General features: G+C 70.3%; 19 protein-coding genes. 9 read left to right on the forward strand and 10 right to left on the reverse strand.

Annotation, left to right across the window (positions count from 1 at the left end; genetic code table 11):
* Nucleotides 1–126 precede the first annotated feature (126 nt).
* From ACMTAK_RS43755 to ACMTAK_RS43765, 3 genes are all read right to left on the reverse strand, one after another.
* On the reverse strand, nt 127–1,779 hold the full coding sequence (locus tag ACMTAK_RS43755) for an alpha/beta hydrolase (RefSeq protein ID WP_413811292.1): 1,653 nt from the start codon (nt 1,777–1,779) through the stop codon (nt 127–129).
* A gap of 157 nt (nt 1,780–1,936) precedes the next feature.
* Nucleotides 1,937–3,370, reverse strand: a complete 1,434-nt coding sequence (locus tag ACMTAK_RS43760; RefSeq protein ID WP_413811293.1) for a glycoside hydrolase family 28 protein — start codon at nt 3,368–3,370, stop codon at nt 1,937–1,939.
* Nucleotides 3,371–3,392: 22 nt separating this feature from the next.
* Nucleotides 3,393–6,386: an alpha-L-fucosidase gene (locus tag ACMTAK_RS43765; protein ID WP_413811294.1), complete on the reverse strand. Its 2,994-nt coding sequence runs from the start codon at nt 6,384–6,386 to the stop codon at nt 3,393–3,395.
* A gap of 233 nt (nt 6,387–6,619) precedes the next feature.
* On the opposite strand from ACMTAK_RS43765, the gene ACMTAK_RS43770 reads away from it, so the two are divergent.
* The 5 genes from ACMTAK_RS43770 to ACMTAK_RS43790 all read left to right on the forward strand — a co-directional run bounded on the left by ACMTAK_RS43770 (nt 6,620) and on the right by ACMTAK_RS43790 (nt 11,775).
* Nucleotides 6,620–7,624 carry a LacI family DNA-binding transcriptional regulator gene (locus ACMTAK_RS43770; protein ID WP_413811295.1) on the forward strand — a complete coding sequence of 335 codons (1,005 nt, stop codon included), beginning with the start codon at nt 6,620–6,622 and terminating at the stop codon, nt 7,622–7,624.
* A 108-nt stretch (nt 7,625–7,732) separates the two neighbouring features.
* Nucleotides 7,733–9,175 carry an MFS transporter gene (locus tag ACMTAK_RS43775; RefSeq protein WP_413811296.1) on the forward strand — a complete coding sequence of 481 codons (1,443 nt, stop codon included), beginning with the start codon at nt 7,733–7,735 and terminating at the stop codon, nt 9,173–9,175.
* Nucleotides 9,175–9,645, forward strand: coding sequence for a MarR family winged helix-turn-helix transcriptional regulator (locus tag ACMTAK_RS43780; protein WP_413811297.1), 471 nt, complete (start codon nt 9,175–9,177; stop codon nt 9,643–9,645). The genes ACMTAK_RS43775 and ACMTAK_RS43780 overlap by 1 nt, the downstream gene beginning before the upstream one ends.
* Before the next feature lie 328 nt (nt 9,646–9,973).
* Nucleotides 9,974–11,188, forward strand: coding sequence for a helix-turn-helix domain-containing protein (locus tag ACMTAK_RS43785; RefSeq protein WP_413811298.1), 1,215 nt, complete (start codon nt 9,974–9,976; stop codon nt 11,186–11,188).
* A gap of 122 nt (nt 11,189–11,310) precedes the next feature.
* The gene (locus tag ACMTAK_RS43790; protein ID WP_413811299.1) at nt 11,311–11,775 is read left to right on the forward strand and encodes an ATP-binding protein; all 465 of its coding nucleotides are present in this window, start codon (nt 11,311–11,313) and stop codon (nt 11,773–11,775) included.
* Between the two features lie 57 nt (nt 11,776–11,832).
* Here ACMTAK_RS43790 and ACMTAK_RS43795 read toward each other — a convergent pair whose 3' ends face one another.
* The 3 genes from ACMTAK_RS43795 to ACMTAK_RS43805 form a co-directional block, all read right to left on the reverse strand.
* Nucleotides 11,833–12,510 (reverse strand): response regulator transcription factor, encoded by a 678-nt coding sequence (locus tag ACMTAK_RS43795; RefSeq protein ID WP_413811300.1) that lies wholly within the window; start codon nt 12,508–12,510, stop codon nt 11,833–11,835.
* Entirely contained in the window at nt 12,507–13,658 is a 1,152-nt protein-coding gene (locus tag ACMTAK_RS43800; RefSeq protein ID WP_413811301.1) for a sensor histidine kinase, read from the reverse strand. The genes ACMTAK_RS43795 and ACMTAK_RS43800 overlap by 4 nt, the downstream gene beginning before the upstream one ends.
* Before the next feature lie 128 nt (nt 13,659–13,786).
* Nucleotides 13,787–14,431, reverse strand: a complete 645-nt coding sequence (locus tag ACMTAK_RS43805) for a hypothetical protein (protein ID WP_413811302.1) — start codon at nt 14,429–14,431, stop codon at nt 13,787–13,789.
* Between the two features lie 280 nt (nt 14,432–14,711).
* On the opposite strand from ACMTAK_RS43805, the gene ACMTAK_RS43810 reads away from it, so the two are divergent.
* Nucleotides 14,712–15,245, forward strand: coding sequence for a hypothetical protein (locus ACMTAK_RS43810; protein WP_413811303.1), 534 nt, complete (start codon nt 14,712–14,714; stop codon nt 15,243–15,245).
* Between the two features lie 98 nt (nt 15,246–15,343).
* Nucleotides 15,344–15,988, forward strand: coding sequence for a hypothetical protein (locus tag ACMTAK_RS43815; RefSeq protein ID WP_413811304.1), 645 nt, complete (start codon nt 15,344–15,346; stop codon nt 15,986–15,988).
* Nucleotides 15,989–16,164: 176 nt separating this feature from the next.
* Here ACMTAK_RS43815 and ACMTAK_RS43820 read toward each other — a convergent pair whose 3' ends face one another.
* Complete coding sequence (locus ACMTAK_RS43820; protein WP_413811305.1) at nt 16,165–16,992, reverse strand: helix-turn-helix domain-containing protein; 828 nt, start codon at nt 16,990–16,992, stop codon at nt 16,165–16,167.
* Nucleotides 16,993–17,103: 111 nt separating this feature from the next.
* Between ACMTAK_RS43820 and ACMTAK_RS43825 the strand changes: the two genes are divergently transcribed.
* Complete coding sequence (locus ACMTAK_RS43825) at nt 17,104–17,880, forward strand: alpha/beta fold hydrolase (protein WP_413811306.1); 777 nt, start codon at nt 17,104–17,106, stop codon at nt 17,878–17,880.
* Between the two features lie 574 nt (nt 17,881–18,454).
* Here the strand turns inward: ACMTAK_RS43825 and ACMTAK_RS43830 are convergent.
* The 3 genes from ACMTAK_RS43830 to ACMTAK_RS43840 form a co-directional block, all read right to left on the reverse strand.
* Nucleotides 18,455–19,147: a carbon-nitrogen hydrolase family protein gene (locus ACMTAK_RS43830; RefSeq protein ID WP_413811307.1), complete on the reverse strand. Its 693-nt coding sequence runs from the start codon at nt 19,145–19,147 to the stop codon at nt 18,455–18,457.
* 140 nt (nt 19,148–19,287) lie between these two features.
* Nucleotides 19,288–20,586 carry an MFS transporter gene (locus tag ACMTAK_RS43835; protein ID WP_413811308.1) on the reverse strand — a complete coding sequence of 433 codons (1,299 nt, stop codon included), beginning with the start codon at nt 20,584–20,586 and terminating at the stop codon, nt 19,288–19,290.
* Nucleotides 20,587–20,690: 104 nt separating this feature from the next.
* Nucleotides 20,691–21,479 carry a DeoR/GlpR family DNA-binding transcription regulator gene (locus ACMTAK_RS43840; RefSeq protein WP_413811309.1) on the reverse strand — a complete coding sequence of 263 codons (789 nt, stop codon included), beginning with the start codon at nt 21,477–21,479 and terminating at the stop codon, nt 20,691–20,693.
* A gap of 177 nt (nt 21,480–21,656) precedes the next feature.
* Here ACMTAK_RS43840 and ACMTAK_RS43845 point away from each other — a divergent pair, with 177 nt between their 5' ends.
* Nucleotides 21,657–22,325, forward strand: coding sequence for an HAD family hydrolase (locus ACMTAK_RS43845; RefSeq protein ID WP_413811310.1), 669 nt, complete (start codon nt 21,657–21,659; stop codon nt 22,323–22,325).

Genomic DNA, 22,325 nt, shown 5'->3' on the forward strand with positions numbered 1-22,325 from the left:
CCCGCCGGGGGCGAGGTGTTCACACCCGGTCGGCCCCGCTCCTCCGCCCGGCCGTATGGGCCGGCGCGGACGGGGCGGAACCCGCCGGAGGTTCCGCCCCGTCCCCTGTGCGTCAGGCGCCGGCCGTCAGAAGCGGTCCGGGGAGCGCTGCGGAAGCGGGGCCCCGGGGCGGGCGTCCCGCTTCCGGTCCTCCTGGGCGCCGCCGTCGCCCGTCGCCTGGCAGGTCACGTCCTTCGCCGGCAGCTTGCCGGTGGTCAGGTAGTCCGCCACCGTGCCGTCCGTGCACGCGTTGCCGCTGGGGTAGACGCCGTGGCCCTCGCCGCCGAGGACCGTCAGCATCCTCGAGCCCTTCAGATCGGCGTGCAGGGCCTGGCCGCTCGGCAGCGGGGTCTGGGAGTCCCACTCGTTCTGCACGACCAGCGAGCCGACCTTGTTGTTCACGACGGTGGCCCGCTCGACCGACCTGTCCCAGAAGGCGCAGGGCTTGATGCTGGACGCGAAGTCGCCGTAGAGCGGGTAGCGGCCCTTGTCCTCGATGGCGTCCCGCCGGTAGCTCTCGGGGTCGCGGGACCAGGCGGCCGAGTTGTCGTTGCACACCACGGCCCAGAAGCTCGCGGTCGTGTTGTCGCTCGGTACATCGGCGGAGTCGGCGGAGTCGGCGGCCAGGCGTGGCGTTCCGGCCGGATCCGGGAGCTTCTTCCCGGAGGCGGGCTCGCCGGCCGCGGCCTTCTTCAGCTCCACGACCAGTTCGGTGCCCTCCCGCACGCTGAAGACCGCGCCGCGCATCATGCTCCGGACGTCATCGCCGGTGTACTTCTCCCCGTCCATCTCGATGGGCTTCTCGTCCGCCCGCTGGACCAGGTCCCAGAACGTCCGGTCGACCTTCTTCGGGGTGTCGCCGAGGCCGTACTTCGCCGAACGCGCGGCGGCCCACTCGGTCCACCGGTCGAACGCGGGCTCGGCACCCTCCGCCCACCACTGGATCATCTTCCGCCAGGCGCGCGCCGGATCCACCGCACTGTCCACCACGACCCGGTCGGCCCGGCTCGGGAACAGCTGGGTGTAGACGGCGCCGAGGTACGTCCCGTACGAGTAGCCGAAGTACGAGAGCTTCTTCTCGCCGAGGATCGCCCGGAGCAGATCCATGTCACGGGCCGTGTTGCGCGTGGTGATGTGCTTCAGCGTGGCGCCCGACTTCTCACGGCACTTGCGTGCGACATCCCGTGCCCAGGCGACGTCCTTGTCGAACGTCGCCTTCTTGTACGGCCGCAGCCAGTTCTCCTCCTCCGGCTCCAGACCGCAGGTGACGGGCGTGCTCCGGCCCACCCCGCGCGGGTCGAAGCCGATGAGGTCGTAACCCTGCCGCGCGGATTCGGGCAGCATGTCCTTCATCTGCAGCGGCATGTCGAGCCCCGGCCCGCCGGGACCACCGGGGTTGGCGAGCAGGACGCCGTGCCGCTTGTCCGGTGTGGTGGTCCTGATCCGGGATATGGCCATGTCGATCCGCTTGCCACCGGGAGCCCGGTAGTCCAGCGGCACCTTGATCGTCGCGCACTGGTACTCCGCCGGTTTGTCGGCCTCGCACCGCTGCCACTTCGGCTTCTGCCTGATGTACGGGTCCAGGGCGCTCGCGGTGGCGGACGCCGGGGCGGCGGCCTGGGCGGTGCCGGTCTGTGCGGTGCCGGTCTGGGCGGCGCTGGCCGTGGAGGTGGCGAGCGCGGGAGCCAGCGTTGCCGTGACACCGACGGCCAACAGCGGCGCGAGACCTCGTCTACGCACGAAATCGTTCCTTCCGGTCGCGTATCGGGACAGGAACGATCATTCAGGTGATGTGCGCCGGGGGACATCGGCCGTGCGTCCCCAACTCCCCTCCCTCTTGGGAGGGATGTGACGGCCGTGTGTGGTCCCCTGGTTGTATGGCCCGCCCGCACCGCACTCAGGGTCGGGGCACCTCCTGGCCGTTGACGAAAACCCGCCGGAAGGTCAGGTCGTCGGTGTGGGCGACGCTGTCGGGGTCGCGGATGCCGGTGAACGTGGAGCGGGAGAGGTGCACCCCGCGCAGATGGTCGGTCTCCAGGCCGACCAGCCGCAGCACGGTCTGGGCGCCGTCGATCTCCATCCGGTCCAGGTGGATGTTCCGCACGGACACCGGCAGTGTTCCGTCCTCGCCACCGTTGTAGTCCATGGTCACGAAGGCGATGTCACGCTCCACGCCCCGCCCGGTGAAGTTCCGGATGTGCACACCGTCGATGGAACCGCCGCGCTTCTTGTTCGCCTTGACGTACAGCGCGTACTTGACGGGGTAACGGCCGGGGAAGTCCGGAGGGTTGATCTCGCAGTCCTCGGCGAAGATGTCACGCACCCCGCCGGACATCTCGCTGCCGACCGTCATCCCGCCCCAGCGGCCGGAGAACCGGCAGTCGCGCACCACGATGTTCCTGCTCGGCACGCCCACCCGGTGGCCGTCCTCGTCCCGGCCGGACTTGACGGCCACGCAGTCGTCGTTGGTGTTGAACCGGCAGCCGACGATGAGCACATCGGAGCAGCACTCGGGGTCGCAGCCGTCGGTGTTGTAGAGCGTGCTGTCCACGGTGATGTCCCGCACGGTGACGTTGCTGGAGAGGACCGGATGTACGGTCCACATCGGCGGATCGACGATGGTCAGGCCGCTGACCAGGACGTTGCGGCAGTGGTAGAACTGCACCATCTTCGGCCGCAGATGGTGGCCGTCGCCGAAGACGCGCCGCGCCACCGGCACCCCCGTGGAGCCCATCTCGCGCAGCAGCTTCTGGTCGGCCCCCTGCGGCCCGCCGTCGCGGTACCAGCTCTCCCACGGCCCGAGCCGCGCCTGCCCGTCGAGCGTGCCGCGGCCGGTGACCGCCACGTCCCGCTCGCCGTACGCGTAGATGAAGGGCGAGTAGTTATAAGCCTCGGTGCCCTCCCAGCGGGTGAGCACCACCGGCAGGAAGTCGCGTGGATCGGGGCTGAAGGCGATGGTGGCGCCCGCGGTGACATGCAGGTCCACCCGGCTGCGCAGATGGATCGCGCCGGTGAGGAAGCGGCCCTCGGGGACGACGACATGGCCGCCACCCGCGCGGTGGCAGGCGGCGATGGCGGCCCGGAACGCCACGGTGTTCATCGTCCGCCCGTCGCCGACCGCGCCGTAGTCGGTGACCCTGAACGTACGCCGGGGGAAGGCGGGCGGCCTGATCCGGGCCAGGATCCCCGGGACCGCCCGCCACGCCCCGGTATAGGCGGCGGCCTCGCCGGTGTTCGGGGTGGCCGCGTACGCCCGCTCCGGGAGCAGCGCGCCCGCCGCCAGCAGACCGCCGGTGCGCAGCGCCGCGCGGCGGGAAGGTCTCGGGTGCATGGCCTGCCTCCTTGGCAACGCTTTAGCTGACGGAGATCCGGTCCAGGTCGGGCGCGGACTCGGTGTCGTTGGAGATCCTGATGGTGTTGGCGCCGGGCTTCAGGGTGACGGGGAGGGTGGTCGTACGTGGCGTGGTGTTCCCGGTGTCGGTCACCGTCACCTTGGCCGCCGGGCCGCCGTTGACGCTCACCTGGAACGAGCGGGTGCCGTTGACCGTGTAGTCGAGGTGCAGTGTGTGCTCCCCGCCATCGGGGACGACCACATCGGGGAACACCATGGCCGCCTGCTCGCTGCCGCCGATGTTGCGCACCTTCTCGGCCCCGGAGCAGGGGCCGCAGCCGGTGATGCCCGTGCTGCCGAACTGGTTGGCCGAGTCCTCCGCCTCACGGGCCCATATCCGGCCCTCGGGCAGTGGCCGCACCCGGACCTGGTCCGAGACGGACTTCTGCCGGCCGAGCAGCGTGTAGTCCGCCGTGACGGGGATGTCGGCCGACCCGGCGTCCTGGCCGGGCGGGGAGGTGACGGTCCATGTGCCCCGTACCGTCTGGCCGAGCCGCAGCGACCGGGCCGTGACCGGCCCGCCGTCCGCGGTCCAGCCGGCGGGCAGCCGGGGCGCGAGGCTGACGTTGTCGAACTGCTCGTCGTCGTCCAGCCGGAGTGTCGCCGTGACGGTGAGGGACCGTTGCCCGGGGCCGACCCATTGCAGACCGTGGGGCTTGACGGTGAGCGTGGTCTTGGGGGTGTACGAGTCCGGGGGCAGCGGGGCCACCGCGATCCGGTCCAGACCGGGGCCACGGCGGGCGGTGCTGAACACCTTCACCGTATTGGCACCGGCCTTGAGCGGCACGGACACCGCCGTGCTCCCCGGCACCTCGGGGCTGTCCGCGGCAACGGGCACCTCGACCGGTGCCGCGCCGTTGACACTCACCGACAGGGAGGAGTCGGCCGCGGCGGTATGGTCCAACTGGAGCCGGTAGTCGCCCTGTTCGGGTGCGCGCACATCGCGGTACGTCACGGAGTTTCGCGGCCCGCCGCCGAGGCCGTCGACGCGGCGGCCGCCCGAGCAGGCGCCGCAGGCCACGGAGTGGGCCGCGCCCGACGGCCGGTTCTGCCGGGCCTCGGCCTCCAGCGGCAGCGCGGTACGGGTGGTCTTCGAGCGGCCGTACGCCACCTGGATCTCGTCGATGCGCAGCTGGTTGTGGAACTCGGGCGCCTGCGGACCGCCCCACAGGCTGCGCACCTCCAGCTTCAGATAGCGGGCGGTCCGGTCGCCGATGTCGATGGTGCGCACCCCGCGCGCACTGGGCAGTGTGCCCGAGCGCACCTTCGACCAGCGCTTGCCGTCGCCGCTGGCGTAGACGCGGTAGTCCTTGATGCGCGCGGAGTCCTCGGGACGGCCGAAGGACGACCGGGCGTGCGTCGGGGACCACTCGCGCTGGTTCACCGCGAGCGCCGTGGCGTGCTTGCGCGCGCCGAGGTCGAGGGTGACGGAGACGGGCAGTTCGCCGTCGCTGTCCCAGTAGGTCTCGTAGTCGCCGTCGGCGAGGTCGGCCGCCGGGTGGCCGGTGCGCGCGGACGTGGCGGTGGCGCCGACACCCGACTGCGGGTAGAGGGGCCGTCGGCCGTCGGTCTCGACCTTGAAGACGGTGTCGTACGGATCCCAGTTCTCGATGCCGAGGATCGACAGATGGCCGCCGGACTGGCTGAAGCGCATCGGCTCGCCGGTGCGTAGATCGGTGACCCGGCGCACGGTGTAGCCGTTGTCGCCCAGCCGCACCATGTCGGTGCGGGGCCGGGTGACCACGTGCACGTACTGGGTGCGGTCGCCGTTCTCGCCCCGGCCCACGGTGACCACGCCATGGGCGCCGTCGTTCCAGAAGCCGGGCTGCATACCGCCGTACATGTAGCCGCCGCCCTCGACGCCGTACACCGACTCCCGGACGGGCTCGACCCATTTGCCCATGAAGTCGTTGAACTCCTCCTGCTGGGCCGGGAGTTCGCCGTTCACCATGGGTGTCTCGGCCATGAGCGACTTGATGGAGGAGCCGGCGTTGGTGATGTAACGGCCGGTGCTGAGCCGGGCGTCGACCTCGTGGTCACCGCCGTCGTACCACCAGTCGCCGGTGGTCGGCAGCTTGTAGTCGGCCTCGGTCAGCCGGGGCATGGGGACGCTCACGGCGGCGGGGTAGTCGTACGCCGGGGTCATGCCGGTCTTCTGCTCATTGCTGACCGTGTCCATGATCGGCGTGTCTTCGTTGTTGTTGCTCAGCAGCCAGTCCGGCCGGCGTTCGCGGATCTTCTCGTAGAGACCGTTCTCCTCCCAGTACTCGTTGTCGTTGTCGATCCAGAACCCCGACAGATCCGGGTACTTGTCCATGACCTCGAGGAACAGGTCGTAGCTGTACATGCCGAAGCCACGGCGCGTGGTCAGGTCCACCTGTCGGCCCTTGTACTTCGAGTAGGCGGCCGAATCCAGCGTCTCGGTGCCCGACTCGTTGTGCCACTGCGGGTCGTCGGTCATGTAGAGGATGATGCGCACGCCCTTGGCCTTGGCCGCGGCCACGAGCTCGCCGAGCAGATCGCGCTCGGTGGCACAGCTGCCGGGGATCTTCGAGGGCCAGGGGCGGGCGTAGCCCAGCCTGCTGTGGAAGGTCGCGAGCACGATGTACGAGGCGCCGAGCTTGCGCGCCTCGTCCACCCAGTAGTCGGCGTTCCAGCCGCCCTCGGTGACATCGCGCTCCCAGGTGGCGCAGTCGCGGTGCTGGGGGTGGGTGAACATGCCCCAGTGCAGGAAGAGCCCGGCGGTGGACTGGCGCAGCCACTCCTGCCGGGGGTGCTGGACCTCGGCCCGGGCGGGGGTGGCCAGAAGGCCGATGGCCAGGGCGAGTACGACCGCCGCGCACAGCGCCCGCCACCGGGAGCGGGTGGCGCGGGCGGCGTGTGCGGTGCGGGCAGCACCGGCGGCGCGGGCTGCGGGGATGTGGATGGGGCGGAGCGGGATCCTCGGCGTGGGCATGTCCTGTCCTCCGTGAACGTTCCCGTGAGCGTTCACGGAGCACTGTCCGGCCCACTCGGCCGCCGTGTCAATATGTGTGCGAGGTTGGGGTGTTCCGCTGTGGGGTTCCGTTGACGCCCGTCGTCGCCGCGGTGATTATCGAGGAGGAGCGGTTCGGGGAGCACCCCCGTGAGCGGCCCGAGTGCCACGCCGTTTCACGTCGTACCACGTCCGAGGGTGGGGAGAGGGGGCCCGTGCCCACGAGCGCCAGGCCGCGCCGCATCACCATCGAGGATGTGGCGCGCTCGGCCGGGGTGTCCCGGCAGACGGTCTCCCGCGCGGTCAACGACAAACCGGAGATCGACCCCGCCACGCGGCAGCGGGTGCTGCGGGTGGCCCAGTCGATGGGGTACCGGCCCAGTCGGTTCGCCCGTGGCATGGTCGGCCCGCACCTCACCACGCTGGGCCTGGTCATCGCGGATGTGCTCAACCCCTTCTTCCCCGAGGTGGTTTCCGGTGTGCTGGCGGCGGCCGACGAGCGGGGCTGGCAGGTCGCCGTCTACAGCACCGGGTCCGCCCTGGAGCGCGAGACCGCGGTGGCGCGGACCGTGGTGGACCATGTGGACGCGTGTGTCGCCTTCCTGCTCGACCCCGGCGCCATCGAGCTCGTCCACCGCTCCGGTATGCCCTTCGTCCTGCTCGACAACGAGCACCGGCCACCGGGCGTGAGCGGGGGGCGGATCGACTTCGCCACCGGTATGCGGCACGCGGTCGGCCACCTCGTCGAGCGCGGCCACCGGCGGATCGCGATGCTGGACGACCGCGGCCGCCCGGACGCCGGCGGCCACGGCACCCGCCACTCGCTGTTCCTCGGCGCCGCCGCCGAACACGGGCTGCCCGCCGAGGAGGAGTGGGTGTTCCCGGCGGCCAACTCCCTCGAGGGCGGGGCGGCGGCCATGGACGACGTGCTGGCCGGCGGCTTCGGGGCGACGGCGGTGCTCGCGTACAACGACCTGATCGCCATCGGCGCCATGCGCCGCGCCCGCGACCACGGAATGCGGGTGCCGGAGGACTGTGCGTTCGTCGGGTGCGACGGGCTGACGCTGAGCCGGCTCGTGGACCCGCCGCTGACCACCCTGACGGTCGACAAGGAACTCCTCGGCCGGGCCGCGGTGCGGCAGGTCGCCGCGCAGATGACCGGCGCCGGGACGGGGGAGACGGTGATCGTGCCACGCCTGGTGGTACGCGAGTCATCCTGATGTGGCCGCCGCCGGGTGGCGTGATGTGGCCGTGGCCGATGGCGTGGTGGGCCCATTTAGTTGTGTCTGTATAATGATTATGGCAACACAATTAAACGGAGGCCCTTCATGCCGGATCTCGCTCCTGGGCGACGATGGCTCGTGCTGGCCATCTGCTGCATGAGCCTGCTGATCGTCAGTCTCGACAACACGATCCTGAACGTCGCCCTGCCCTCCATCCAGCGCGACCTGCACACATCGGTGTCCGGGCTGCAATGGACGGTCGACGCGTACACGCTGGTGCTGGCGAGCCTGTTGATGCTCTCCGGCTCGACCGCCGACCGGGTGGGCCGCCGCCGCACATTTCAGACCGGACTGGTGATCTTCACCGCGGCCTCGCTGCTGTGCAGCCTGGCTCCCGGGCTCGGCTGGCTGGTCGTCGCGCGGATGCTTCAGGCGGTCGGGGGATCGATGCTGAACCCCGTCGCCATGTCGATCATCAGCAATACCTTCACCGACCCCCGGGAACGCGCCCGCGCCATCGGTGTGTGGAGTGGTGTCGTGGGCATCAGCATGGCCGCCGGGCCGATCATCGGGGGTGCGCTGGTGGAGTCGGCCGGCTGGCGGGCGATCTTCTGGCTCAACGTCCCCATCGGCCTTGCCGCGCTCTTCCTGACCCGTAGGTATGTGCCGGAATCCCGGGCGCCGCGGGCTCGCCGAGTGGACCCGGTCGGGCAGTCGCTCGTCATCGTGCTGCTTGTCGCGCTGACGTACGCGATCATCGAGTCGCCGAACCTGGGCTGGACCTCTCCCGTGGTCGCCGGGTGCGCGGCCGCGGCGCTGTGCGCGCTGCTGGGGCTGCTGTGGTACGAACCAAGGCGCACCGACCCGGTCATCGACCTGCGATTCTTCCGCTCCGCGCCGTTCTCGGGCGCCACCGTGATCGCCGTCGCCGCGTTCGCCGGTCTGGGCGGTTTCCTGTTCGTCAGCTCTCTGTACCTCCAGGATGTCCGTCGGCTCGATCCGCTGCACGCGGGGTTGTTCATGCTGCCCATGGCGGTCATGGCCCTGCTGACCGCACCCGTATCGGGTCGCATGGTGGCCTCGCGGGGGCCGCGTACTCCGCTGCTGCTCGCCGGGGCGGCGTTGTGCGCGAGCGCCGCGCTCCAGGCGCTCACCTACTCCGAGCACCTTCCGGTACCCCTGCTGGTCGTCGCGTATCTGCTCTTCGGTACCGGCTTCGGGCTGGTCAACGCGCCCATCACCAATACCGCCGTCTCGGGGATGCCCCGTTCGCAGGCCGGTGTCGCGGCCGCGGTGGCCTCCACCAGCCGGCAGACCGGCCAGTCCCTCGGCGTGGCCGTCATCGGTGCTCTGATGGCCGGGGGAGCGCACACGGACGCGGCGGCCTTCACGGAGGCGGCACGGACGGCATGGTGGATCATCGCGGGCTGCGGCGCCGCGGTGCTGGTCATGGGTACGCTCACTTCCGGCCGCTGGGCTCGGGCAACGGCCCAGCGCACGGCGAAGCGGCTCGCCGCCGAGGAGACCAAGGAGACAGTGAACGTCTGATGGAGCGCCCACATGACAACGAGCCGCACGAGGGGGACGAGCGGGACGAGCGGGACGACGAGACCGTCAGGACGGCGGCCCGAGCCTGGCTGGGGTTGAACACGCTCCTGATGGAGCGTTACAACCGCCGCAAGGCGGTCGCGGAGAGCCTCGGCATGAGCTTCAGCCGCGTCAGAGCGTTGCGCCGGCTCGCCGCCGGTCCGATCACCCTTCGCGAACTGGCCGAGCGACTGGGCGCCGATCCGCCCTACACCTCCGTCATCGTCGACGACCTCGTACGGCGCGGCCTCGCCGAACGCATCACCAACCCGGCCGACCGCCGGTCCAAACTGGTCCATCTCAGCGAGGACGGCCAGGCGTTGGCCGCCCGTGCCATCGCGATCCTCACCACCCCGCCCGACGCCCTGCTCGCCCTGCCGATCGAGGACATCCAGGCGCTCGACCGCGTGGTGGCCAAGCTTCTGAACTGAACGAAGAGACACGCCCGGAGGTGGTGTTCTCGCCGGCGAGGCGGCGAGCCATGAGGTCGGTCATGGCGAAATGGATCATGGCTTGGGAGCAGGCGGGAAGGTTGCGTAGTCGACGGCCAGACGGTGGTGGGCCGCCCGAAGCGGGGGAGCAGGTGCCGCTCTGGCGGTCAGCAGTGCCGAAAACGGCACGGAGATGCCCGAGGACGGTCGCTGCATGGCCCGCACGCAATCCGCGGAGGTCATCGTGGGCCTATCCGAGTGCGCGGAGGGCTGTTAGGGCTCTGTACTGCTGAAGAAGCACGGCAGCATTGCGGCGTACGGTGGCAGCGTGGCAAACGAACACCTGGGGCGGACACTGCGCCGCTTGCGCCGTCTGGCCGCCCTGACGCAAGAAGAACTGGCCGAGCGTTCCGTCGTGTCCGTCGATGTGATCCGTCAGCTCGAACAGGGGCGGAAGCACTCGGCACGCCTCCCCACGCTGCATGCGCTGGCGAACGGTCTCGGCGTGGAGCTGACCGCCCTCCTGGGTGACCCTCCTGCGGTCTCCTCGACAGGCGAGAACGATGGGCCGCGCTTCGTGGCCGTGCGCCGCGCCATCATGCCCGCGCTCTGGGGACCGGAGCCGGAGCCGCCCGGGCCTGACTTCTCGTTGGACCGTCTGCGTGAGCAGATCGCGGACGGTTGGACCCAGTATCATGCCGCAGAGTTCGACACGGTGATGAAGGCATTGCCGGAATTGATCTCGGATGCGCGCACCGCCACGGCCTCGGGCGACGACGCCGACCGCAGGGCGGGTTTCGCGGCTCTGGGCAAGGCGCTTCAGCTCGCAGGGCATGTCGCTGTGCGAATGGGCAAGACGGACCTTGCCCTGACGAGCCTGGAGCGCGCAGTAGACGCTGCGGGACACTCCTCTGATCCGCTGCTTCTGCCGATGATCGTCAACTCCATGGCATGGACATACCAGCGGCAGGGACGACTGGAGGATGCGTTGGGCATCGCGCTCCGTGCCGCCGACGACATGACGAACGCTGTGCACACCGGGACGGCTGACGGCCTGAAGGTGTGGGGAGCGTTGACCATGAGTGCCGCCACGTCGGCTGCGAGGAGTGGCGACTACGAGCGCGCGGCGGCGATGATGGAGACGGCAGAGAAGGAAGCCGCCCGGGTCTCGAAGCTGTCCGACAGCGGTGACAACCGCATGGTCAGCGTCTTCAGCCCATCGTCGGTCCGGATCGAACGTGTCCGCCTTGCTGTCCAGTATGGGCACCCCGAAGACGCCTTGAAGCTGGCCAAGGGCATGCGGTTGTCGAAGGATACCCCGCCGTCCTGGCGGACGTGGCTGCTGTTGGACGTGGCCCGAGCCCACACGGACGTAGGGGACGCGGCGGGAGCCGTGAACACCCTGGAGTCCCTGCGCCGGGTGGCGCCGACGTGGATGCAGCACCACACGTTGGCCGTGGCCATCGTGCGCGACCTGTGGGCGTTGCCCAACCACCCGCCAGGGCTGCGCCCACTGGCGGAGTTCCTGGGGGTTGGCGAATAGCGTCCTGAAACTAGGATGTTGCGCCCCTGTCACCCTTCTTGGCACGTCGCTTACATGAGTGGTCACTGCCCCGCAGCCTTGTGAACAGCCGGGGCTGCGGTCGACCCGAAAGAGCAATTGACGTGCCAAAATTCACGGACGCGCGGTCACGAAAGCAGCCTCGACAATGTCTGCCGCTCACCATAGCCCGCCCTACTGGGCACCCTGGCTACAGCGAGACCCTGCCGCGTGAACCAGAGAGCGCGGTCACAGCCCGGCGTCTGGTACGTGTCGCCTTCGCAACATGGCGCCTGGAAGAACTGGCCGAGGCCGCGGCTTTAATCGCCTCCGAGCTGGTGACCAACGCCGTGAAGCACGCCCAGAGCAATTACATCCGGGTCACGGTCACCCGGCTCGAGGCAACGCGGGTGCGCATCGGGGTGGTGGACAAATCGAAGAGACGCCCGGTGCCTCGTGAGTCGAGCGCGGAGGACGAGAGCGGGCGCGGCCTCGCGCTCGTGGCCGCGCTGGCCGAGGAGTGGGGCACCGACCCGCTGCCGTGGGGCAAGCGGGTGTGGGCAGAGCTGCTCGGGAAGGAAAGCGGATGAGCCAGGGCAGCGGAGCACCCGGCAGCCCGAGCTTTGTTCGGTACTGCCGGGATCCGGTCAGTCCAGGCCGTGGTCACGGGCGTAGCGGGCGGCCGCGACGCGGTCGCGGGAGCCGGTCTTGGTGAAGACCCGGTTGATGTGGGTCTTCACGGTGTTGCCGCTCAGGAAGAGGGCGGCGGCGATCTCCGCGTTGGTCATACCGCGTGCCATCAGCGTGAGGATCTCCGCCTCACGAGGGGTGAGACCGTCCGGGAGCGGCCGGCCGACGGCGTCGGGCCCCGGAGGAGGGGCGGTGGGAGCGCTCGCCGCGGCGAGCAGGGTGGCCTGGACCCTGGGGTCGAGGACGGAGAGTCCCGCGACGGCGCTGTGCAGGGTACGGGCGATGTGCAGGCGGTCCGCGTCCTTGGTGAGGTAGGCGCGGGCCCCGGCCCGGAGCGTCTCCAGGACGGACGTGTCGTCGGCGTAGGTGGTCAGGACGACGACGGCGACCTCGGGGTGCTCGGCGGTGAGCCGACGGGTGGCCTCGGTGCCGTCGAGCACCGGCATGTGCAGATCGAGCAGGATCGCGTCCGGGTGGTGCTCGGCGACCTGGTCGAGCGCCTGTTGTCCGTCGGCCGCCGAACCGACGACGTCGATGTCCGGCAGCAGGTCGAGCATGAGGACCAGCCCCTCCCGGACGCTGGCCTGGTCGTCGGCGACCACGATCCGCAGCGGCCGGGCGTCCTGGGCGTTCATCGCGGCACCTCGGCCCGGACGCGCCACTGTCCGTCCCGTACGCCCGCGTCGAGTGTCCCGCCCAGCAGCAGGAGGCGCTCGCGCATCCCGGTGAGGCCGTAGCCGCCGTCGACGGTGGCGAGCGCGGGTGCTTGCGCAGGGGATGGTGGTGCGCCGAGCGGGTTGTCGACGGTGAGCGTCACGTGTTCGTCCTCATACGTCAGGGCGACCTCCACCGGCTGGGCGGGGGCGTGTTTGGCGGCGTTGGCCAGGGCTTCCTGCGCGGTACGGAAGAGGGGGAGCGCCTGGTCCGCCGGGAGCGGGGAGGGCTCGCCCTCGACCCTGAGCCGTACCGGAACGCCGTGCCGCTGCCGGTGGGTGTCCGCCATCGTGCCCAGTTCCTCGTCGAGCGGCGCGAGGTCGGAGCGCAGGGCATGCACCGCGCGGCGGGTCTCGGCGAGCCCGTCGGCGGTCAGCCGCCTCGCCCCGTCGAGCACGGTGACAGCCCGGTCGATGTCCCGATGATCCGTCAACAGGGCACTGGCCGCCTGGATCTGGATGCTCAGGGCACCCAGGGAATGGGCCAGTACGTCATGGATCTCACGGGCGATCCGGGTGCGTTCGTCCAGTACCGCCACCCGGCGCTGCTCCGCGCGGAGCAGCTCGCTCTGGGCGAGCATGGCGGCCGATTGCTCGGCGCGTATCCGGTACGCGCGCCGGTTGTGGCTCGCGACCAGGACCAGCGCCACCAGCATCGGATAGCCCAGTGCGAACCCGCGGCTCGCCCCGGCGACCAGGACCCCGGTCTCCAGGGCCACCACCGTGCAGCCCGCCACGGCCCAGCCCACCGGGAGGCTCAGCTCGGTGCCCAGGTGCATGACGGCCATCAGCGAGAGGCCGATGAGTGCTCCGGCGTGCGGGAAGGCGCTGGCGTAGCCGGAGAGGGCGGCGGCGACTCCGAGCAGGATCCGCATCCGCGGCGCACGCCTCACGGCCTCGTCGCCGAGGGCGTGGGCGAGCTCCCACAGCAGCAGCGCCAAGCCGCCCAGCGCGTACGTGACGGCGGCCAGGGTCACCGCCCCGGGCCCGGCCGGAGGGCCCGTGAAGGTGTGCAGGCCGATGAACGCGTACGCGCCGGCCCTCATCAGCCATGACACCGTACGCAGCACGGATGCAGGATAGCGACCCCGAGACCGCTCGGCCGCGGCACCGGGGGGTACCCCGTCATGGGCGGAGGGTCGGGCTTTTTCGTCGTCTCGTGTGGGGGCCGCGGGGGCGCATTCCGGGTGCCGTCCGGTCATCGCCGTCCCCGGCGGCCCCGGTCGCGTAGCAGGCCACTCGTCGACCGGTCGTACGATCCCGTGGGCCGGGGCTGCCGCGCGGGCCGCTCCGCGCCGGGCGCCGACGGGCCGCCCGGCCCGCCCAGCAGTCCCGCCAGCGCGCCCCGCACATCGAAGGGGCGGCCGTCCTTCTCCGGGGCGAACGGCACGCCGGAGGCGAGGGCGCGCGGTGTGACGACGGCGGTCTGGCCGAGCCGGTTGAGGCCGAGCAGCATAAGGATGGGCGCCGAGGAGCCCGCCAAGGGAGCGTGCAGCGCCATGGCGACGGCCGTCATCATGACCCGCGAGACCACCAGCGCGAGCCACAGCCACAGTCCGTACACCGGCATCCGCGCCCACAGCACCCCGTCGCGCGGCTCCAACCGCAGCACGGCTCCCTGGGCGGCGCCGATTCCGGCCGCGATCACCGCGCTGATGACGAGGCATGCGAGATCGGTCGTGGCGAGGTGGCGGCCGCCCTTGCCGAGGCCGGTGAAACCGATGACGGCGAGGATCGCGGGAAGCAGGATCAGCCGCTTGCCGCGCAGCGGCTCGCCGCGTAGCTGACGTGCGATGACGAAGACCACGACGGCGATCGCGGCCAGCACTTGCAGCACGTTCACCGGAGGACTCCCGTCGGCCACGCTTCGGTCGCGTACCCCTGTTGACTCGCCCCGAGGCTAGGAAGGTCCGCGGGGCACCGCGTCACCCCGAGCGGTGACCTCCGCGGTGACCCCGCGGGGTGATCCGCGGGTGACACCGGCGCCGGGACCGGTACCACCGGGCGGCCGAAGCGATCACCTCGGAGGTCACCCCCTGCTACGGCGCGCGGGACCGCGTACCGGCACGAGCCTGAGCGAGCCGAATCCGCGGCAAACCGTCCACCGAGAGGCTCGCCATCCCATGTCCACCATCGGGCAAGCCATGATCATCAACGGTGCGGTCCTGATCGCCGTCCTGGAGGCGGACCTCGGGCCCCACCGCAAGATCGGGAAGCTGCGCATCCTGCGGCCGCTGCTGATGACCGCCGCGATCGTCCCCCTCTTCATCAAGGGCCCGGCCACCCACGGCTCCGGTCTGGCGCTCGAACTCGCCGCTGTCGTCGCGGGGTTGCTCGTCGGCCTGCTGGCGATGACCTTCACCACGGTCTACGCCGGCCCCACGACCGGCAAGCCGGTCAGCCGTGCGGGCTTCGCCTACGCGGCGCTGTGGATCGTCGTGATCGGCGCACGGGCCGCGTTCTCGTACGGATCGGAGCACTGGTTCGCCCGGCAGCTGGGCCGCTGGATGGTCGACCACCAGGTGACCGCCGACGCCCTCACCGACGCGCTGCTGCTGATGGCCGTGGCGATGACGCTCACCCGCACCATCGGACTCGCCACGCGAGCGGCCACCGTCGGCCGCGGGGCACCCGTAGCCGGGCCCGCGGCCGAGTAGCGGTGGAGTGGGGAATGTCGTCGACGAGGACACAATGAGGTTCGCATTGTCTCGTCTCGTCGGATCGGAGCGAAATGCAGCCCGGACAGGATGGAGAAGTGACCGACGCCGCGGAGCTCGCGGCGCGGCTGCGCCACGTCTTCTGGATCGGTGGCGGGAGTGGTGCGGGCAAGTCGACCATCGCCCGCCGACTCGCCGACCGCTACGGGTGGCGGCTCTACGCGACCGACGATGTGATGCGGGATCACGCCGGGCGGGTCACCCCCGAGGAGGCGCCGTTTCTGCATCGGTTCATCTCCATGGACATGGACGAGCGATGGGTGAACCGGTCTCCGGAGGTCATGCTGGAGACGTTCCACTGGTTTCGGGGTGAGGGCTTCGGTCTGATCGTCGAAGACCTCCTTCGCCTGCCGCCGGAGCCCTGCGTCATCGTCGAGGGGTTCCGGCTGCTTCCGCACCTCGTGAAGCCGCTGCTCGACGCTCCTCACCACGCGGTCTGGCTTATTCCGACTCCCGATTTCCGTCAGGCCGCCATCCGCGGTCGGTCCGTACCGGGGGAAGGGTTCGTCTGGAGGACCAGCGATCCGGCGCGGGCCGGCCGCAACCTCGCCGAACGGGATCGCATGTTCACCACGCGCCTCGAGGACGAAGCCGAGCGGCTCCGGCTGCACACCATCGAGGTCGGCACCGCGACGACGGAGGACGCTCTCGCTGAGCGGGTGACCAGGGCGTTCCGGCTCTGACGCGACGACTCCCGCGGCCGCCGCGCGCCCCGGGCTCACTTGGTGAAGCCGGGCTTAGAACTCGCGCGGGTAGGCACGGTGGCGCACCGATAAAGAGAGGCGAGCACGGAGTTCCGGTGATCATGGGGTTGTGACGCCACGTGATCATAGATGTGAGTGTTCTTGTGGGCACCTCCTCACTCGGCGGCCACCGTCGCCTGCCACGCGCCCGGGCGTTTGCCTGTGGCCTTGTGGAAGAACACCGAGAAGTTGGATGCGTCGGGGAAGCCGAGTATGTCGGCACAGCGGGCGGCGGTGAGGCGGTCGTGTGCGAGGAGCCGTTTGGCTTCCAGGGTGATCCGTTCGACGATGTACGCCTTCGCGGTGCGGCCGGTGGCCTGCTGCACCGCTCGTGAGAGGGTGCGGGGCGCGTATCCCAGCGCACGGGCGTAGTAGCCGGCGTCGTGGTGTTGCCGGAAGTGCGCTTCGACGCTGGAGCGGAACAACCGGAACACCGGATGTGTGAGCCGTGCTTCGGCGTGCGGTGGGTGCAGTCGGGTGATGAGCGCGGAGAGCAGGATTTCGGGCAGCTCCGTCGAGGAGTCACTGGGTGGGGCGGATGCTTCGAGGAGGAGATGGCTGCGCGCCGTGTCGACGAAGGGCCAGTCGGCGTCGGGGATGCTCCAGTGCGCGGCCAGGTCCGGGGAGGCGACGAGTTCTCGGGTGGTGTGGGTGACCGGCGCGGTCGGCACGAACAGCACGAGGTGCCCTGCCACTTCGGCGATGTCGTCCCACCGGTGCACCGCGCCGGGTGGAATCCACACCGCGGACCGATCTTGGAGCGGGTGGAGGTGGAAATCGACCGTGACTGAGCCGGGTCCGGCGTCGATGACGGCAAGGACGTGGAAGTCGGCGCGCTGCGTGCCGCCGTCGTTCAGCTCGCGAAGGCGGCCGAACGCCATCGTCTCGACCGAGGCGGCGCGGCGTCCTGCGGGCTGGTAGGTCATCTGCCGGATCACGCTCACGTGTCCAGTTTTCACCATCGGGCGACCAGTCACGCCGATGCCCCGTCCGGGTGCAGAAGTTTCAATGAATACACAGGGCAATCGCCTAGCGCATCGACCGGAAGAGCCATCATGAACACGACGCAGCAGACGCTTCTGCCCACTTACGACCATCGGCCGGGGACCGGGCCGACTCTGGTGTTCCTGCACTATTGGGGTGGTTCTGCCCGCACCTGGGACCTCGTCGTCGACCGCCTGGCGGGCCGTGACGTGCTCACGGTCGACTTCCGCGGGTGGAGCCGGTCGAGCGCTCTGCCCGGTCCCTATACGCTCGGTCAGCTCGCCGACGACACGCTCGCCGTGCTCGCGGATGCGGGGGTCACCGACTACGTCCTGGTGGGGCATTCGATGGGGGGCAAGGTCGCACAGCTGGTCGCGGCCACCCGGCCCGCCGGCCTGCGCGGCATCGTTCTCGTCGGCTCCGGCCCGGCGAAGCCCGCCGCACAGGTCACTCCCGAGTACCAGGAAGCCCTGTCGCACGTCTACGACTCCGCCGAGTCCGTGGCCGGGGCACGGGATCACGTCCTCACCGCGACCGAGCTGCCCGCTCCGGTCAAGGCGCAGATCGTGACCGATTCGCGGACCGTCACCGACGCCGCCCGCACCGAGTGGCCGCTGCGCGGCATCGCGCAGGACATCACCGAGCACACGCGCATGGTCAGCGTGCCCGCTCTCGTCGTCGCCGGAGAACACGACCAGGTGGAGCCCGTCGGCGTGCTCCGCGACAACCTGGTGCCCTACCTCTCCCAAGCCGACTTCGTGGTGGTCCCCCACACCGGTCACCTGATCCCGCTGGAAGCCCCGGCCGACCTCGTCGACGCCATCACCGCATTCGCGCCGGCAGCCTGACCGTCCCCGCGGCCCGACGACGGGCTGTGCCCCTGATCACCCGCCCACGGGGGCCGGGACAGGCCCTGCCGCGTTGCACCGCACCCGACAGATCTGCTTGTACGCCGGCCGCACAGCGGCCGGCACCGCATCGTGGACGACCTGTTCCCCGAGCCAGCCGCCCGAGGTCCGGGGCAACGCGGTGAGCGGCGCCCGTCACGCACCAGTCGCCTCCCCGTCTCACGCCCCAACGGGCCCAGCGACCCCCTTGTTGTGACTTCTCGCGCACCCTCGCGGAGCGGACGAAGAGGCGTCCGAACAGCCCGATCGGCAGGTACGGGTCACTGACCCCGCCCGCTCGGCAGATGCCGAGATCGGCGATGTGGCCGGCGATCGGTGCGCCGGTGAGCAGGCTGAGTTCCGCGGCGGAGCCGAAGTGGTCAAGGCCATCACCGTACGTAGTCCGATCCGCCAAGCATGGAGGACTCACCGCTGGAAGGCGCGCCCTTACCTGCGCCCATGAGCAGACGCCCTATCTGCCTATCTGCGCGAGTTCTTACTTGCTGAAGCCGGGGCTCACTTGGTGAAGCCGGGCTCACTTGGTGAAGACCGCCCGCGCGATCTCATCGGGCGCGGCGCTCGTCTCGGCGATCAGCTCCCCGTCCGCGGACCAGATGCCCGAACGGCCGGACGTGCGGTCGAAGCCGCCACCGGTCGGACCCGCGAAGGCCGCCGTGGCGACCCACACACCGTGGTCGGCGGCGACCCGGCGGGCGCGCTCGCCGTGGAGCCCGGCCTCGTGTTCGGCGTGGACGACGCCGGCCACGTAGCCGTCGATCCCCAGCGCCGCCGTCTTCGCGGCGTGCTCGGGGAAACCGGTGTCGCGGCAGACGGCGAGCCCCAGCCGCCACTCGTCCACGTCGAGCACGGCGGGCTCCCCGGGCACGAAGTGGATGGCCTCGCCGCGGTGCAGATGGACCTTTCCGTAGACCACCCGTGCGCCGTCCGCGTCCAGCGCCAGGATGCCGATGCGCGGCCCCGCCACCGGCGCGCCGACCAGGGCGAGTGTCCCGGTCCCGGCGCACGCGGCGACGATCGGAGCCAGCCGTTCATCGCCCGGGGCGACCGGCGTCGCGTCCAGCTCGTATCCCGTCAGCGACATCTCGGGGAAGACCACCACCCGCGCGTCCGCCGCCCGAACGGCCTCCGCGTGGGCCACCGCGTTGGCGGCCACGTCATGAGCGGCGCACCTCGGCTGCGCCACCGCGATGCTCAACGGCTGTGCCACCCCGAACTCCCCTCGCCGAATCGCACGATCAGCCTATCCAGGTCCGTACCGCGGACACCGCCGAAATCCGGTGGAGGCGCTGCGCCGGCAGCCCGACCTCGTGGTTCGGTCTGCCGGCGCGGGGCCCCGCGTACCGAACCTCAGGCGGACGCGGCGGGCGAGGAGGTGGTCGAGGCCGGGTCGGTGCGGGGCTTCCGGCCGTCGTCCGCCGCGCTCGGGGCCGACGGCCCGCCGTCGCGTTCCTCGGGCAGCTTCAGCATCAGTGTCAGGACGAGCGCGACCAGATAGAGCGCGAGGAAGATCAGCGTGACTCCGCCGGCGCCGACGAGGGGGAGGAAGAGGCTGGCGACGGCCGGGCCGACGAAGGCCGCACCGCCCGCGCCCAGGTTGAGCAGGGCCATCGAGCCGCCCTTGTTCTCGGGCGCCATCGACGGGATGAGGGCCGAGATGGGGACGAATCCCGCGAGGGTCGCGCCGTAGAACATGCCCGCGAGCACCGCGACCCAGTAGTAGTCCGGGCCGAGCCAGGTCGGTACGAAGTACAGCGTCGTGACGCTGATCGCACAGCCCAGCGCGCCGAAGCCCGCGATGGTCGTACGCCAGCCGATGCGGTCGGAGAGGACGCCGAAGATGAGGTTGAAGAAGATGTTCGTGCCGTAGATGATCGCCAGCAGCTGGAGCCACTTGTCCTCGCCGAAGCCGACGTCGTCGGAGAAGATCCGCGGCAGGTACACCAGCATGCCGAACTCCGGGGCCGTGTTGATGATCCGGACCAGGCAGCCCACCAGTACCCGCGGATGGGTCCAGACGATGGAGACGGAGTTGAGCAGGCTCTCGCCGGTGGTGACCTCCGGGGGTGCCATCCGGTCGCCGCCGGGCCGCCGCCGGGCGCCGACCAGGGCGATGGCGCCGCCGATGAGGATGAGGACGAGCGCCGACCACAGCGTGCCCAGGCGGCCGAGCGCGGGGATCGTCAGGCTCGACCACAGCGAGCCGAGGGTGGGCAGACCGCCCGTGAAGGCGAAGTAGAACCAGCCCACCGCCGTGCCCAGCCGGGCCTTCGGTGCCGTGTTGGTGATCCATACGAGGAAGCCGAACGCGAAGAGCGGATAGCCGAAGCCCCGGATGCCGTAGAAGATCAGCATCATCGGGTAGTTCTCGGTGCCCAGCGCGAAGAGCAGGTACGCGGCGTCGAAGACGGCCCAGATCGCCAGGCCGGTCCACATCACCCGGCGGGGCCCCCACACCTGGCAGAGCGCGCCGGAGAACCACGACGCCAGCATGACGGCGATGCCGTAGACCGTGATGACGTACCCGGCCCGTACGTCCGTCGCCGCGCCGTGATCGGCCATGTACGGAGCGATGAAGCCGGATTCGACACCGTCGCCGATCATGAACAGGAGTACGCCCAGATAGCCCAGGACCAAGGGTTTCGGCATCGCTTCCTCCACTCTGAGGGAATGACGGAGTACGACCGCAGATACTCAAGCGAGCCGAGAAAAATATCAAGAGGTCTGGTAAAGATAACGAGATTCGCTGGTAACTACTCGGTCTCGACGACTCTCACATCCGTCAGCTCCCGCATCTCCCGCAGCAGCTCCTCGTCCACCGGGCCGGTCAGCAGGACATGGTCGAAGGAGTCCACGCTCTCCAGCCGGTGCAGCGCGCGACGGCCCACCTTGCTGTGGTCCATGAGCAGCACGCTGGTCGCGCCCGCCTGCCGGGTCGCCCGCTTGATGCTGACGATCTCCTGCTCCTGGTGGAAGGTCATGCCCGCGGTGATCCCGGAGGTGGAGAGCACGCTGAGATCGACGGATACGCCGCTGATCATGTCCATCGCCGGCAGACCGATCCATGAGTCATGGGTGCGTGAGTACTCGCCGCCCACGCAGATCAGCCGGATGCCCTCGGCGCTCCTCAGCTCCTCCGTGATCAGGCGGTAGTTGGTCACCACGGTCAGCGGTCCGACCTCGGGCAACAGCCGCGCCAGGGCCAGCGCCGAGGTCGAGTCGTCCAGCATCACCGACATTCCCGGGGCCACGAACCGCAGAGCGGCGCGGGCCAGCGCCCGCTTCTCCTCGGTGTGCGCGTGCAGCCGGAAGTCCGAACTGGACTCGAAGACCATCGAGGGCTGTGCGGAGACGCCACCGTGGTACTTGCGCAGGATGCCGCGGTCCGCCAGCTCGGCGATGTCCCGGTGGACCGTCATCAGGCTGACGCCGGTCAGCTCGACCAGTTCGGACACGGTGGCGTCCCCCTGGGCCAGAACGTGGTCGACGATCACTTGCTGCCGCTGTTGCCGCGCACCGCGCGACGACGGTGGAGTAGTCATGCCCTACATCCTGCCGTGTTTATTTCTCACATATAACCAGTGACAACTCACGTCAGTACTGTTAATTTCGCTGTGACGGACCCCGCCGGGTGCCACCACCTGGCGGACACCGCCGGGCGCACGGACAGCCGCGTGCCCCGCCACCAGACATCATCAGCCGGGAGATCAGGGGTACGCATGGCCGACGCAGTGGTCTTCGACATGGACGGCGTGCTCGTGGAGAGCGAGCATCTGTGGGAGGAGCTGTGGGCCGCCTACGCCGCCGCACGCGGCCGCACCTGGGGCCCGGAGCAGACACGCGACGTCCAGGGGATGAGCGCCCCCGAGTGGGCCGCCTATCTCACCCGGTTCTGCGGGGCGGGTGACGCCGCCGCCAGTACCGAGCAGGCCGTCGTCGACGGCATGGTCCAGGCCCTGGCCGACGGCCGCATCGGCCTGCTGCCCGGAGCCCGTGAAATGATCACCGCAACCGCCGAGCTCGCCCCCGTGGCGCTCGCCTCCTCCGCGCCGCGCCGGGTCATCGACGCCGTCCTCGTCCACCATGGCGTCGACCACCACTTCAAGGCGACCGTCTCCAGCGCCGAGGTGGAGCGCGGAAAGCCGAGCCCGGACGTCTATCTGGCTGCCGCGCACGCCCTCGGCGTGGCCCCGGAGCGCTGTCTGGCGGTGGAGGACTCCAGCAACGGGCTGCGCGCCGCCGCGGCCGCCGGGATGACCGTCGTGGCCATTCCCAATCCGCAGTACCCACCCGCCGAGGACGCCCTGGCCGCCGCCGCTTACCGTTCTTCGGACCACCATGCCGTACGTGACTTCCTGCTCAGCAGGCTCGAGACCCGAGGGGAGTGA

Source organism: Streptomyces lacaronensis, assembly GCF_047337785.1.
Classification (GTDB): Bacteria; Actinomycetota; Actinomycetes; order Streptomycetales; family Streptomycetaceae; genus Streptomyces; species Streptomyces lycopersici.

Coding starts and splice junctions, on each gene's coding strand:
- ACMTAK_RS43765 (WP_413811294.1), bottom strand. CDS start 6,386: ATGCCCACGCCGAGGATCCCGCTCCGCCCCATCCACATCCCCGCAGCC.
- ACMTAK_RS43760 (WP_413811293.1), bottom strand. CDS start 3,370: ATGCACCCGAGACCTTCCCGCCGCGCGGCGCTGCGCACCGGCGGTCTG.
- ACMTAK_RS43840 (WP_413811309.1), bottom strand. CDS start 21,479: ATGACTACTCCACCGTCGTCGCGCGGTGCGCGGCAACAGCGGCAGCAA.
- ACMTAK_RS43810 (WP_413811303.1), top strand. CDS start 14,712: ATGTCCACCATCGGGCAAGCCATGATCATCAACGGTGCGGTCCTGATC.
- ACMTAK_RS43780 (WP_413811297.1), top strand. CDS start 9,175: ATGGAGCGCCCACATGACAACGAGCCGCACGAGGGGGACGAGCGGGAC.
- ACMTAK_RS43795 (WP_413811300.1), bottom strand. CDS start 12,510: ATGAACGCCCAGGACGCCCGGCCGCTGCGGATCGTGGTCGCCGACGAC.
- ACMTAK_RS43835 (WP_413811308.1), bottom strand. CDS start 20,586: ATGCCGAAACCCTTGGTCCTGGGCTATCTGGGCGTACTCCTGTTCATG.
- ACMTAK_RS43775 (WP_413811296.1), top strand. CDS start 7,733: ATGCCGGATCTCGCTCCTGGGCGACGATGGCTCGTGCTGGCCATCTGC.
- ACMTAK_RS43845 (WP_413811310.1), top strand. CDS start 21,657: ATGGCCGACGCAGTGGTCTTCGACATGGACGGCGTGCTCGTGGAGAGC.
- ACMTAK_RS43825 (WP_413811306.1), top strand. CDS start 17,104: ATGAACACGACGCAGCAGACGCTTCTGCCCACTTACGACCATCGGCCG.